Here is a 14,608-nt window from a genome sequence, read left to right as displayed (position 1 = left end):
GCACACCGTAGAAGGGTGAACTCTCAGCAGTTATGCGACTTGCCTGTTATCAAAGCCGCCTTCCGGGGACTGGATTGCTTATTGCCGATTGATTGCCGCAGGTCGACTTAGTAGCGGCCAGCTTTATTGGCTGCCCCAATCGAGGACCTGATTGACGAGCAACGTAGCGAGGTGACGGCGTTGCAAGGAGACAGCCTGGACCTCGGTTCTTTGCAGGTGGAGCGTACATGTTACATAAACCATAAAATGATGCACTTTGCGCACAATAGATGACACCGATATTCATCGATCTAAGGCGTGGACATCTGACTCGATTTCTATATTTTGTATCTAACCATTAAGCAGTCGCAAAAAGTTGACCCTGCACCAAAGCCCGCAAATGAGCAAATAAATGGACGACTTCGACAAGTTTGAGGACGACACAATAAGCCTGGATCGCTTGAGGGAGCCACACTCAAACCCCGTTCGGCAATCCGAAGAGGAAGCTGTATGGCCGGATGAGTTGGCGGAAAGTGACTTTAGAGATCTTCCGGCTTCATACAACAAGAAACTACCCGATCCGAAGCCAGTGTACCTGATCGACTTTTTCTCAGGTTGTGGGGGTATGAGCTATGGCTTTGCTACAACGCGGCAAAGTCATGCAGCCTTTAAAGTTCTGGCAGGGATCGACATCAACGAAGTGGCCTTAAAAACGTACGCGCGCAATGTGCCAGACGGGCGCTCTGTTCATGCTGATGTATTCGAAATTGCCGAAGACCCCGATTTGCTGCGTAAATTGGTGCCAGATTTTGATCCGGAGAGCTGCCGCCCATTGGTTTTCGTTGGATGCGCTCCTTGCCAAGGTTTCAGCGCTCATCGAAAAAAAGACCCGCGAAACGACGGTAGAAACAGCTTGATGGTAGCTTTCGCGAAAATCTGTAGCCACTATGAACCTGATGTTGTCGTGCAGGAAAACGTGCCAGAAATTATTTCGGGCCGGTTTTCGAACTACCATGCAGAAGCCACTGAGATTCTTGAGAAGTCTGGTTATAAATTGCAAGCTGACATCCTCGACCTCAGTCAATACGGCGTACCCCAAAGACGTCGCCGAGCGATTGTCATTGGTTCAAAAAATCACGCTATGGGTTTGCCAGAGCCTTTGTTTTCTAAGGAAGAAGCCCCCACGGTGCGTGAAGCGATTTCGCATTTGGAGCCAATTTCGGCCGGTGACTGTGACCCAGTTGATCCCTTCCATAGATCTCCTGGCCATACAGATCGTATTGTTCAAAGGATAATGCGGACGCCTCCTGACGGCGGGGACAGAAGATCTCTCGGATCAGAAGACCAGCTTGATTGCCATGCGAGCATCGACGAAAGCAAAACGCCAGGCTTTACCGACGTATACGGTAGGCTCTATTGGGATCGACCTAGTGTTACGATAACGGCGAAAAGTAGTACTCCGAGTTGTGGGCGTTTTCTTCACCCTGAGCAACATCGGAACATAAGCGTGCGTGAAGCAGCAATACTGCAAGGGTTTCCGCAAACTTATCAATTTGAAGGTCCCTTCGTAAATCAATATCGTCAGATAGGAGAGGCAGTACCGCCGTTGTTTGCGCGTTTCTTAGCTTGGACAGTGCTGGATCATCTGCATCCCAACATTGAATCGTCTAGTGCCGCAACTTGCCGTGAGCCCGCGGGAAAAACCTACGCTTCGAAGGAAGAATTTTTGGTAGTTGACGGGTTTTGTGGCGCGGGAGGCTTGTCGCTAGGTTTTGAGCAAGCCGGCTTCAAGACAGCATTTGCTTTTGACACGAATTCTGATGCTGTGGACACTTTTTCAAAAAATCAGTCTACAAAGGCTGAGTGCATTAGCGTGCTTGACGACGAGCTTCCAAGTAGGATTGACCGTGCGGTAAACAATAAGCCATTTGTTTTGGTTGGAGGGCCACCTTGTCAGGGGTTTTCACAGCAACGTCGCGGCGATCCAATCGATGAAAGAAACAACTTGGTTGTCGAATTCGCAAACTTGGCGTCAAAACTTGACAAATTACCTGACGCCATCGTCCTCGAAAATGTAACCTATTTGGATTCACCTCGCGGGAGGCACATCTTCTCCGCATATGCCAAAAAGTTGGAATCCCTTGGCTATCAACTCTTCAGACATGATCTGAATTCGGCAGATTTTGGTGTGCCACAACTCCGCCGCCGAATAGTTTCGGTAGCGTTAATGAAAAAGCATGTGGATGCGTATGCCGGACCAGAACCGAGTTCCGCCGATAGATGGCCCACAATTGGAGAAGCACTGCGCGGGTTGTCGAAGCCTAGAGCCGTTAACACAAACGCGGTCGCGCATAATCATCTGCCAAGTAGAGAAGGTGCACTTAACAAACGCCGAATTGCCTACGTAGACATGGGACTAGGAAGGATGTCCGTCCCAGAAAAGCTTCAGCTTAAGTGTCATACTAAGTATGGTGGACACCTGGACGTTTACGGCAGGCTGGATTGGTTTGCTCAAGCAAGGACCATTACCGGTGGCTTCGACAGCTTCACGCGTGGCGAGTATGCCCACCCTTTCGAGCATCGTTCAATAACTGCAAGAGAAGCTGCCCGAGTTCAGGGATTTCCGGATAGTTTCTTTTTTGCAGGAAACCGATCAGAAGTAAGGAAGCAAATTGGCAACGCTGTTCCTCCGCCGATGGCTCGGGCAATTGCCAAAGGACTAATGAAGGCGCTTACGCAAGGGTAATTTAAGATGGGCGAGCTTCTGAAGTCATTTGCTTTTGATCGGAATACGATCAAGCGCAATGCGGACGTTTCTACCAAAGAGATTTTTGAGCACATCGCACTGGTAGATTCTGGTGCAGAGTTAAATAAGACGCAAAGCAACATAGTCGGAGCGATGCGAAGCTATCTTGGAGTGCTCGATAGCAGAAACAATTTGTCTCCAATTGGTAAGAAATACCTAGATCTCTATCACCAAAATCCGACTGACGCTTGGCGTTGGTTGCTAACTAGGTCGCTTTGGCTATACTCAGTCCCAAACGGAACAAACGCCCAAGTCAATCGAATTGCACGGGGCGCCTCACAAAAATTCTCACTTTTTCGAAGTATTATTGGGGTTCTAGTCCAACTGGAGTCATACCCTGGAGAAGAAAGGTTTTTATCTTACGAAGAATTTGCCTATCTTTGGAATGACGATCAAAAATGGAGCTTATCTCCACAAAAGTTATTTCATGAGGTCGTTACAAATAGAGAGTCCCAAGTTTTTACCGGAAATAGGATTTGGCTCGGGGACCTGGAAGACGAGTATGGCATCCCGAGAGACAACATGGGAACGTTTTTCACTAAGTGTTTGGGTCAAACAGGTCTTTTTGAGTTCAAAAAACAAGATGGTGGAAACGCGGGCGTAGCAATTGCCATCAGCCAAGACCTCGATGCAGTACGAAGAGGACGAATACGGTTTATCATCGATAATGAACGTTTGTTCGACGGAGGCGACTGGCCGACGTACATACAAAATCCAAATGACGATCTGCCCGCAGCGGTCTCACGGAAAGATCAGACCGACTTTCTTCCCTCGACAGCGGAAGATTTAGAACAGTCAGATGAACCGATAGAAAATCTGGTGGAATCATTCGTGGCATCAGCACGGCTTTCGGGATTAAACTTCGACAAGGAGCTAGTGAAACGGTTCGTCGCTTCCTTGATCGCCAAGCGTTTTGTAATTCTGACTGGTCTCAGTGGGTCGGGGAAAACAAAACTGGCTCAGGCATTTGCCCGTTGGCTCACGAGTCGTTCAGATTTTGACAACTCAGACGTAAATGTGGGTGATACGATCCCCAGCGAGAAAACCAACTATACTGTTACCGGTGTGGGAACTACTAGTATTGAATTGGATAGTGAAGCTTCGAAGCGGGTTTGCCTTCCATTTGGTCTCATCGAGGAATGGGTCACTGCGATAAAGGAAAACAAGTTAGATCGTGATACATCAGCGAGGAGCATTCGCGAGTTAGTAGCGAAGAACAGCGAGTACAGTAGTCAGCTAAATTCTTTCGAAACTCACCTTAAAGCCCTCGCTTTCTTTTTCCAGGATGCAGTAAGAACCGGCAGTGTTGAAGGGCAATATGAACTAATTTCGGTTGGACCAGATTGGACAAGCCGAGAGTCTTGCCTTGGCTACGTGGACGGGATTAATCCCAATAGATATGTGCGAGGGACTGCACTAGTTGATTTGGTGCTTTTAGCTACCGCCAACCCGCACAAGCCCTATTTCGTAGTTTTGGATGAGATGAACCTGTCTCACGTTGAACGCTATTTTGCAGATTTCTTGTCTTCTTCAGAAAGTGGAGAGGATATATTCTTACACAGCGAAGCAAGTGATATTGACGGCGTTCCAGCTTCGATTAACTGGCCCAGGAATCTATTCGTGGTGGGAACAGTTAACGTCGATGAGACCACGTACACGTTTTCTCCCAAGGTTCTAGATCGAGCTAATACAATAGAGTTTCGTGTGAATCGCAGCCAACTCGACGCTTACTTGGAGGCCCCTAAAGGAGCTGTCTCGCTTAACGCAATCGATGGTAAAGGTACAAAATTCTCAAAGGCCTTTTCTCAGACTGCTTCAGAATTAGATGCTTCTACGGAAGAGCAAAAAAAGTTGCTGTTCGAATTGCAGTTGCTGTTTGATATTCTTTCCAAATTTGGCTTTGAGTTCGGCTTCAGAACCGCTTTTGAAATAAAGAGATTTGCTAAAGCCTTCACTAGATTGGATGAGGGCTCCGATCAGTTCAATGAAATGCTCGATGCCCAACTCCTTCAAAAAATTCTACCAAGGTTTCATGGATCGCGGCGCAAATTGGAGGGTCCACTTTGCGCTCTGGCCCAATATTGCATCCTTGATCGATCTTGGAACGATGATGAAATTCTTGGTAACGGAGACGAGCTGAGAGAACGTTCATTTGAAGCGAGCACTCTTGTTGAAACGAAGTTTCACCCTTTGTCACCGGAATTCGAAGGCGCGGAAGGCGTCCTGTTGCCTTTAAGTTTTGACAAGATTCGGCGCATGCTAAGGCGTTTGGAAGAAGAAGGCTTTGCCAGCTTCGCTGAGGCTTAACAGATGCATCCTGAGGTAGTGATACCGCTCCTTGGCCCCAAAGGAAGAACTATAGCCAACCTACGCGTTGTATCGACGTCGCGGTCGGTTTCGGATCAATCGATTAGCATCCTGAACGAGACTGAGGCGAAACTGTGGGGCGAGGAGCCCATCCAGTTGCTCGAAGGTCGGAGTTACGATTATGAGATCGAGTTTCCATCAGAAGGGATGTCATTGGCAGGGGGCGTTTTTCAACCGGGACGTCTAAGCAGCGGACTTGTCGAGCGCGGCAGGTTGGAGACAGGTGAATTCACTGGGTGTTTGCCTATCGTGCTTTATGATGCGCACGGTCAACTGAGCGGCAAAAATGCAATCGAGGTTAGATCGATCAAACTCGATTACCGTTCGCACTACCGCACGATGCTCGAGGACATTGCAAACCACACAATTGATCTACTCCTTGATGTTCGAACGCCGTCTTTCACTCGGCTTAACTCCGGTCAATCAAGGGACCCATCAACACAAATTCAAAAGTTTTTTTTGATTAAGAACAGCATCGAAAGTCAGACGTTCATGAATGCGATGTTGAGAATAATACATCGACCTCACGAGAAGACTGTTCGAACCGAGCTCGAAACTCCAGTTTCACGGGGCATCCGCCCCCGGTCATCCTCAATTCGAGAGCTTTCCTACCGGCAGCCAAGAGAGAGAACCCCGTCTGATCATCCTCTGTCAAACAAATTGGGGAGCTTACCTCGTTCAGTTCGTCAGCATCATGCGGCTCCAACACGTGACACCGCTGAAAACCGTTTCGTGAAGTTTATGCTGCGCTATTTAGATCAATTTTTGGCTGATGCGTACAAGAGTATTTCAGACTCCGATGCCCTCAGGTACAAGTCCATACTTTTAGGCATTGCGTCGACCCGATCTACTCTGGCGCCACTACTTTCAAACGACTTGTTTAAAGAGGTTTCTAATCACTTTAATGGGGTCCCGTTTTCTAGCCCTGTATTGCTCAGAAAACCGGGCTATCGGGAGTTATTTCAGATCTGGTTGTCATTGCAGGTAGCCGTTCAGATTTTGTGGGAAGGAGCTAACGATGTCTTTTTGGGTGGAAAAAAAGATGTCGCTACACTGTATGAGTACTGGGTGTTTTTTGAACTTTGGGGGATTGTAAAAGAGATTTTTCAAATGTCGGATTCCTCACTTGGTACACTGATAGATGTGGGTTACAACGGTTTGTTTATGAAGCTCAAATCAGGAAAAAGACTTGATTTCTTAGGGCAATGTAACAGTTCATCGACCAAGTTAAGTGTTCGCTTCTCATACAATCGCACGTTCTCGAGAAAGTCGAAGCCTAAGGGCGATCCTGCAAAAAGCCACCCCAACCCTGGTACTTGGACCAAAACAATGCGCCCCGACTACACCGTTTCTCTGTGGCCCGCGGAAATGTCCGAAGAGCAAGCCGAGTTCTCAGAGGCCATCAAACACATCCATTTTGATGCAAAATACCGCGTGAACATTATTTCCGAAGTCTTCGGAGATGAAAAAGAAGATGAAAGAGAAACACGCAGCGAAAAATCTACTGCCAAACGTAGTGACCTATTAAAGATGCATGCTTATCGGGATGCAATTAGGAGAAGTGTCAGCGCGTTTGTTTTGTATCCTGGTGACGAAGACTGCTGTTGGAGGCAGTTTGAAGAAATTATTCCCGGCTTGGGCGCGATTGCAATTCGTCCTGGTGATCCGACTTCCCGCGATGCGCTGAAAAGCTATCTCTTGGAGGTCTCCAACTACGTGGCGTCTCCACATAAAGTCACCTAGTCGCGCTTGTCTTATCTCCTGGAGCGTTGGAATGCAGTACGGCAATTGCAGAGCTAGTCAGCATCATTGTGCAATAGTATTTGCGCGGAAAATTCTTTGTGTGGCCCCACTGAATTGCAAATGAAATCTGCAACCTGCTGAACCAATACCTCGCTGATGTGAGGCATTATTGCGCACTCCCAAACCACAGCCGTACGCCAGCCTAGGACATGTAGTCGCCTGATCGCCTTTACATCCCTTTGTCTGTTAGCCTCAAATTTTCGACTCCAGAACTCGGTATTTGTAGCCGGTGTTGTGGCCTTCGAACAGCCAGTATGCTGGTGCCAGAAACAGCCATGAACAAAGATAACTGTATTCCATCTGGGTAAAACGATATCCGGCGTACCGGGCAAAGTTCGCGCATTGACTCGAAAACGAAAACCTTCCCGGTGTAACGCCTTTCTGAGGCCAACCTCCGGCTTGGTGTTCTTGCTCCGAATGCTCGACATCATTCGGGATCTGGTTTGGCTTTCAACAATGTCTGTCATTGAACTGGCATAACACTTTCATCGACGAATTCGAGCTTTCCTTTCGCGTTGAACCCGGTGCAGGGCTTTCTTGAAGTGACATGCTTAAAAAACGAATGCGGCCGTCTAGTAATCTAGCAACCTTATTAAACCGGAAACTCCATCGGCACAAATCGAGCCCTTGCAGCTGGATAGGTGACTGAGGGGCCAATGGAAGCGCGACTTTCTCGTTCAGTCGGAGCCGTTGGGCGACCGCAACTGTTGTCGATCCCGCTAGCACCCTGGCAACAATCCGTCAGTTTAAAGCGAGCGGCTAGTTCAGCGGTCCTTTTTTCATGCCCATTTTGAAACGCCCATCAAATACTAGTAGGCGTTGTGTAAAAATTGCTTACGAAACCTCTTGAGCGAGAAAATGAAGGCGTGACTACCAAGTTTCAGTTAAGCGAACTATGTAGAGCCGACTTTACTTTTAATTGAAGAAGGTGAAATTTGATCTGCAAATGGCTGTGTCGATTTTGCCTAAAGGACGACCGAAAAGTGACTAACGAAGGTACACTGGATTCAATTCGAGAATTCTCAGGTTCAAAGGATGATGAGTTTTTGAAGGCGCTTATGTTTAGCGTCGAGCGGCTGTTGTTGGATGACAAAAATCCGGCTCGGCTCAACTTAATCGCTTCGTGCTTTCGAGAGATTTTGACCTATCAGCTCGATATGTTTGCCCCTCACGACGATGTGCAAAAAAGTTCATGGTATGTGCAAGATCCGACTGCCCAAAAAGCGACGCGCGCGCAACGCATTCGTTATGCGGTGTCCGCAGGTTTGCCAGACACTACACTTATTGAAATTGGTGTTAATGACCTTTACTCGCCCAAGGAGCTCAGAGACCTGTACAACGAAGCCAGCAAGTACACACACGTTAGGCCGGATCGGCTAGGTCACTCGGATGAGGAAGCCGAGCGTTTTGTAGTTGATGGCATTAGCAGCCTAGAAGACTTTCTTATTGAGATTGATGAAATCCGCAACCAAGTCGGGCAGCACTTGCAAGATGCTATTTCAGAGCACACCGTTCAAGAATTCATCAGAACTGTAATTGACGAGCTCGATATTCTGTCGACCCATACTCGAGTGGAAGGCTTACCAATGATAGATGAGTGGTATGTAGAGAACATAGGACACACACAGGTTCAGATTAAAGTTATAGGTGAAGTGGAGGTCGAACTGAATTATGGCTCAGGAGGAGACCGTCGACGTAGTGAGGGAGCAACTTTGTATGAAGAGTTTCCTTACACGATGATCATTCAATGTTCCGTCGAGAAGATTAAGAGTCTGGAGACGGTGAGTGTGGAGGTTGACACGTCTTCTTGGTACGAATGATCATCAAGAAACCAAGCTCCCAGGTATGAAATTTCATTTGACGAAGTCTTTGATGGCCGATGCGTGCAAAATCCGTGCCGTCCTTCGTGAAACAGCTAGTAAGCGACCAATCTGAATCACAAAAATCGAGTAAGTCCACTAGTGCTAACGAAGTTTTTTGGTCAGCTCGAAAAGTTTCGGGTCATACCAGGTGTCACATTGTTGATTAGACTGTGCCTGCTTGGAACCCTCGCCATCTGCATTTGCGTCGCTCCTTCGTGAGCGCGCCAGTAGTGGCCGTTGAACGAGACAGGGGCTTTGGTTCGGGCAGTGAAATATCTAGTCGACGGCACCTTTGAAAGCGGATCTCCGGCAGGTTGTGAATTTCCATCGCTTTACATTTTTGGTGCATACGAAGCTGGCCTACCACCAGCTCGTAGAATACGGACAAGGGCGGCGACTCTGTCTGCCTGGCGCTTTAGGATTGCGGCCAGTTTTCGCATTAGATTTGGGTCGCGAATGTCGGGGATTGGCTCAAGGCCGGTAGCGTCAAACGCGGCGGCGCTGTTTCTGCCGAGTTTGTCGATTTTTGATTTTAGATAATCGGCTGCTGAGGCCAACTCTTGTTCTTCGCTTAGGTCTTGGTGATCGCTTGAAAGATTTTCAGAAGCGCATTCTGGCGCTGTATGATTGCTGTGTTGCTCTTCAATACCCGGTTCTGGCTCTCGATGATCTGAGATAGTAGATCCCGAATTGAGGTTTGATCTTTCGGTGTGTTCGAATCTTCGTTCATGTAAAAACTCCTTTGTTTCATGTATGAATTGAGCGACTTCTGGCGGTTTGATTTTCAAGGTGCGGTTGGCGTTATGATCCTTCATGCCTTTAGGCAATTCGATCATTATGTGTGATCGGCCCCTGCCTTCCGCAACTGCGTCGGCTAGCCCCAAATCCTGTTGGTCGATAAACTCTGCCAGCACTGCGGGCTGCTGGTGGCGGGGCAATTTAGCCAGTTCCTTGAGCCTCTGACGCAATGCCGGCAGGTTGAACCCTTGCCGCTTCGCGACTTGGTGATCATTTGAGGAGTAAGCCGCCTTCGGCTTATTCTGGTCGCGAAAAGCTGCGGCCAGTTGATCGGCTAGCTCGTTTTTGCCCATCTCACGCAAGCGCATTTCGGCAAAGTCATTGCTCGCTCCGCCGGTGAGCTTGTGACTGAATTGCAGCTCACAAAGGCGCGAAACCGTTTCGTCTTTCGCTTTCGATCTGAACAGTTTGTAAGTCTTTCCGCTCTCGCTGTCTTGAGCCGGTCTCACTAAGTGGTAATGATCATGCAGGCGCCCATCGGCACGGCGACTTTGGTGGCGGGTCAGCGTTTCGGGGTCATTGGGGTTGAATCTGTATTCTTCGCGGATTGCCGTGATGGCGGCGGCGATCTGGTCGGTGGACAGCTCCTGGTCGGGGGATATGATAATGTGTAGCAAGCCGTTTTTTCGACCTTTGAGCTGAGCAAAATCATCAGAGACCAAGAGTTGATCAGCTTCGTCGCGGATCACTTCGAGATATTCATTCTCGCCCTGCTGTGTGACATAGCTGCAAATTCGGAGGCCGTCCCCCGATTTTATGCCACCCGTTTTGATAATCATTTTGACTGCTTCAGCTTGCCCAACTCCTCACGAAGTTCGGCCAAAGGCTCCGCCCATGCTGAGATTCCGGCCGTGATAGCTTCGCCCATTTTGCCGAATTGAGCGGAGTTCAGGGCGCCGCTTCGGTGTGCCTCGTTGATGCGCCGCTGACATTGGTTGATGTTGGCCGCGATGCCGACAAGTTGGCGATTGATAGCTTCGAGTTTTGAACCGTTTGGTGGCGCAAATGCAGTACGGCTAAAGATCATAAAGCGAGCAAAATCAGCCTGGCTCAGTTCGTTTTCGCGCGCCCAGATCTTGAGCTTGTCGGCTTCGCTGTCGGTCAAGCGCATTTTGAACATGCGGGACCGACGAAGCTGGTGGCCCGGTAATCCTTCCGGGGTCTGCGGGGTCGTGTAGGTCATTACAAAAATCCTCGTATTTGTGTGGCTCGGTGGGGGTCAAGGGGGAGGCATAGCCTACCCTTTGCAAGTTTCCGACAAGACCCCGCAGGGGTCTGTCAGTCCCACTTGCTTCCCTTCAATGGACAACTACTAAGCAAATTGTCGGAAACCAATAAAATACAAGCTTTCTATCAACATACGGCTAGTGTTCGGCGCATATCCCGTGGGACTAGTGCAATATCTACAAGACAAAATTAACCACTTGATAAGCTGTCTAACCGACAGCTCTGGTAAATTTCGAACGTAAGAAAAATTCCAAAGTTATGTTCAGGCCAGACCTGTGTGCAAGCTGAAGACAAATTTTTGGCATAGAGAAATCAGTATTGGCCAACACATCAGTACCGAACAGATGAAAGGTTTTATTCTTCAGAGCTGTTGTCCCAGATTAAGGCACAAAGTTCCTGCAAATTTCTTCGCTAAACTGAGTATTATACTCAGACTGAACCGCATTTTTGGGAATCGGCATAGAGGCGCAAGCGATTTCGAATATCGTTCCGCCTCCCTCGGGAAGCTCAAACAGTTGGAATTGTCCGTCATCGGTTGAGATGAGTACAAGCTTGCCATCGGCGGAGGGCTGAATGGTTTCAACAGATCTTATGTCGGCTGGAGATCCCATCCATACTGTCGCATCGTTTTCGAGGTCGCCATAAAATAGGGAATAATTCTCTCCCACAACGTTCTTACCTCCTCGTATGACGCGATATCCTCTCATGCTGAAGGTCTGTTCAACATGGTCTACCCCGGGAATAACCAATGAATCTATGGGTTTGACCAAAGTTCCATTCGAATGCAAGTTTTGCCAGTTTTCGTAGTTTTCGAAGGTTTCTATCTTTAGTGTACCGTGATCGAAGGCGAGTTTAGAATACTCGTCCAGCGAGAGTACATCACTTCGCCAAACCGATTTTGCACCTTGTTCACCATTGAGTTCGAAGATTTCTAAGCCCCGTTCCGCGTAAGAAACCAGTACTTCGCTATCATTTCTTAAGATGGTTATCCCATTGACTAAACCGTCGTTTGGAAGCTGATAGCTAAGTAGTTTTTTACCGCTAACGGACGATATTGTGTCAACCCTTCCATCTTGGTTTGCTACGATAACTGTCTCGCCAGACGAGCTAATAGCAATAGAAACTTGTCTGGCGGATTGTCTCCCCAGGTCAAAGTGACTTGTATGGTCTTCACTAATTCTGTGAATCAAAAGTTGGCTCGTTCCGCCGTATTCTGTTTGATCTAAAACTGCCACAAAGGTGTTTGCATCATCAGAAAGACCGAAGATTTCGTACCCACCGAACTCACTAAACTTCTTACTCCAGAGATGCTGGCTGTATCGCAGTAACCTGATGTTTTCGCCAATGCTAGTAATTGCAAGTCTGTCATCTAGAAAACGTGCATTTTGGTCTAAGTACTGCCCCTTAATCCCGTAAGAGAATACTTCTACCTTATTTGCGATATCAAAAACATGTACCCTTTCACCGGTATCAGCAATTAGATTGCTGCCATCAGGACTAATCGCGACTGAAGAAACAACGTCATCCACGCTCATGACTCCTGGAGTCTCACCCGATGAAAAAAATCTACCAAAAGCTCTCTGGAATGAGTTGACTGTGTCTGTCGTGCTTAGAATTTCTATATTGCTTCGCCCCGAACCATCCGGCTCGTTTACTGAGATGACAAGTTGACTTAAATCTGCGTTAAAGCTGGCTGCATCGATGTAGTCCACCAATTTGGCAGTTGTGACCTCGTTTGTTTCCAGGTCAACGAATGTTGTATCACCACTTGCGAATGCAATCGCCAGTTTTTTCTCGTCTTCTGAGAACGCCATCGCAATCGGACTCCCTCCATGCTGAAGTGGGGCCGGAATTCGAACCCATTCTTCAAGTGAAAGGTCTCTGATGGAAAGCATTGGTCCACCCGAGAATTGGGCAACGACGGCTCCATATCTTCCAGTGGCACTCAAAGCGACAATAGGGGCGTATGGCTGTGAATTTGGTAACTCCAGAGTCAACATGTCTGACTTGGAGGGTTCGTTCAAATTGTTAAAGAGAACACCGTGAATGACCTTACCATTCTCTGGGGCTTCACCATCCTGGCGAAAGGTGTTTGCAACCCACTGCTCGTTTCTACTTACCAAAATCGGCCCCGACTTCCATTGAGCATTCTGTAGATCAGGACGAAACTTGGCCAGATAGTCGGCCAATACCGTTCTCTCAGAAATATGAGGCAACACATCTGAAAAATTCTGTTCTTGTAAGTCGATCACTGTCACGGTTCCCAATTCATCGCCGAGATAAATGGAGTTTCTTGTTTGGCTTGGGAAGAAAAACCGCCAGCGATTTGAAAAACGTAAGACTTCTGCCTGGTTGGATAGCGCATTAGATAATACTTCCAAAGCTCCCGAGCTATCCACGGACTCTGATGCTATTTTGTCATGTATAGCCCATGCGGACATTACTTTAACGATTGCTTCAGTCATATCGCCCTTTAGTATGTACTCCCTTGCTTCTGCAATGTTCCCATTGAATTTTTCGCCTAATAATTGGTTTTCTTGATCTCTCCTGTCTAAGTAGCTGAAAATGCTAAAAATAACTAAAAATGCAGCGACAACAGACGACAAAAGACCGGCTACTTTTTTGACGCGGTTGTTCCTAATATACTTTTTGGCCGGATTGAAAATCGACTGGCGTTCAATTCCAAGAATATCTGAGATCAAGTTCGCCCAGTCTGAACTCTGCTCCCAAAACCAATGTTTGCTTCTGAAGTCTGGTACAAGCGGGTTACCGTTTTCTTTGTGCTTTCCATCAATAAAATCAAGATCACGGATTGCAGTTGGAAAACAATCTAACTCACCTCCTTTATCAGATGGGCTTCCTGCAATGATCACTGGGTGAATATCTCGTACTCGACCTCTGTCGATGAACTGTTGAACCTCTTGGTTAACCTTCGAGTTTTTTTGTGCTGCGTTAGGAGAGCAAAGTACGATCAGTTTCTGAGACCGATTGACCTGCTCTGAAATAACGGCGTCCGCTTCACCGCGGTTTTTTGGCATGTCGTCTTTATCTAAGAAGACTTTGCCGCCGGTTCCTGAAGCAGGATGAGTTATTGCTTCAGCCATAAGCCTCTTATTGGCGACTAAACGAAGCAGCATCCGCTTAAAGCGACGAGCCTGCCGTTCGTCATACTTAGAATAGCTGATGAACACCCAATAATCTAGCTCAGCCAATGTAATAACCCTCAATCCGAAAAAAAGACTAACATTTTTCCCCATTGAATCAACATCCTATGTGAAAAGTGTAGATTTTCCAACTTAGTGTATTGACGACACTTACTGTTTGTGTAAAAAATACACTTACTAAAACATGGAGAGAAAAATGAAACAGAATTTCTATTCGATCATCGCTTCCGTAATGGTATCGGCAACGGCCAATGCGGCTACAGCTGAAACTTACTCGGTCTGGGAAGGCATGTATGTTGAAGCTGGCAGTCAATACGTGTTCCATGAATACCTGGAGCGTGGTGTGACTTACGAAGTTGACCTGTACGGTTGGGACGAAAATGGTGACCTGGACTTTGAAGTCCATGGCCAAAACCAGTTCGGCCAAATCACGAAGATTGTTGAGCGCAAATCGAACCATAACTTCGAGTTTGTGCGCTTCACTGCCCCCTATTCTGGCTACTTCAATTTCTTGATTGAAAACTGGAACAAGCCTTCGGCGCAGTACTACGACTTCGCGATCATGGAAGTGGTTTGGCACTAAAGATTGCCAAACGACACAG

At 47.6% G+C, this 14,608-nt stretch carries 9 protein-coding genes; 5 read left to right on the top strand and 4 right to left on the bottom strand.

Going from position 1 to position 14,608, the window contains the following annotated elements; all coding sequences use genetic code 11:
- Positions 1-391 precede the first annotated feature (391 nt).
- From ACRZ95_RS13690 to ACRZ95_RS13680, 3 genes are read left to right on the top strand one after another with little or no spacing between them, the layout of a single operon-like run.
- Complete coding sequence (locus ACRZ95_RS13690; RefSeq protein WP_170679591.1) at positions 392-2,725, top strand: DNA cytosine methyltransferase; 2,334 nt, start codon at positions 392-394, stop codon at positions 2,723-2,725.
- Positions 2,726-2,731: 6 nt separating this feature from the next.
- Entirely contained in the window at positions 2,732-5,092 is a 2,361-nt protein-coding gene (locus tag ACRZ95_RS13685; RefSeq protein ID WP_170679589.1) for a hypothetical protein, read from the top strand.
- 3 nt (positions 5,093-5,095) lie between these two features.
- Complete coding sequence (locus ACRZ95_RS13680; protein WP_170679587.1) at positions 5,096-6,895, top strand: DUF2357 domain-containing protein; 1,800 nt, start codon at positions 5,096-5,098, stop codon at positions 6,893-6,895.
- Positions 6,896-6,948: 53 nt separating this feature from the next.
- On the opposite strand, the gene ACRZ95_RS13675 is transcribed toward ACRZ95_RS13680, so the two are convergent.
- Positions 6,949-7,422, bottom strand: a complete 474-nt coding sequence (locus ACRZ95_RS13675; RefSeq protein ID WP_170679585.1) for a DNA mismatch endonuclease Vsr — start codon at positions 7,420-7,422, stop codon at positions 6,949-6,951.
- A 516-nt stretch (positions 7,423-7,938) separates the two neighbouring features.
- Here ACRZ95_RS13675 and ACRZ95_RS13670 point away from each other — a divergent pair.
- Positions 7,939-8,775: a pPIWI-associating nuclease domain-containing protein gene (locus ACRZ95_RS13670; RefSeq protein ID WP_170679583.1), complete on the top strand. Its 837-nt coding sequence runs from the start codon at positions 7,939-7,941 to the stop codon at positions 8,773-8,775.
- 374 nt (positions 8,776-9,149) lie between these two features.
- Here ACRZ95_RS13670 and ACRZ95_RS13665 read toward each other — a convergent pair whose 3' ends face one another.
- The 3 genes from ACRZ95_RS13665 to ACRZ95_RS13655 form a co-directional block, all read right to left on the bottom strand.
- A complete protein-coding gene (locus ACRZ95_RS13665) occupies positions 9,150-10,394 on the bottom strand; it encodes a hypothetical protein (protein ID WP_170679581.1) in 1,245 nt (414 codons plus the stop codon).
- Complete coding sequence (locus tag ACRZ95_RS13660; RefSeq protein WP_170679579.1) at positions 10,391-10,798, bottom strand: plasmid mobilization protein; 408 nt, start codon at positions 10,796-10,798, stop codon at positions 10,391-10,393. The genes ACRZ95_RS13665 and ACRZ95_RS13660 overlap by 4 nt, the downstream gene beginning before the upstream one ends.
- A 424-nt stretch (positions 10,799-11,222) precedes the next feature.
- Complete coding sequence (locus tag ACRZ95_RS13655; protein WP_170679577.1) at positions 11,223-14,099, bottom strand: toll/interleukin-1 receptor domain-containing protein; 2,877 nt, start codon at positions 14,097-14,099, stop codon at positions 11,223-11,225.
- 103 nt (positions 14,100-14,202) lie between these two features.
- On the opposite strand from ACRZ95_RS13655, the gene ACRZ95_RS13650 reads away from it, so the two are divergent.
- The gene (locus ACRZ95_RS13650) at positions 14,203-14,589 is read left to right on the top strand and encodes a hypothetical protein (RefSeq protein ID WP_170679575.1); all 387 of its coding nucleotides are present in this window, start codon (positions 14,203-14,205) and stop codon (positions 14,587-14,589) included.
- The last annotated feature ends 19 nt before the right edge of the window (positions 14,590-14,608 follow it).

The organism is Ruegeria sp. AI3 (assembly GCF_056541245.1).
The sequence above is the reverse complement of the archived record's forward strand: the minus strand, read 5'-3'. Positions and strand labels throughout refer to the sequence as shown.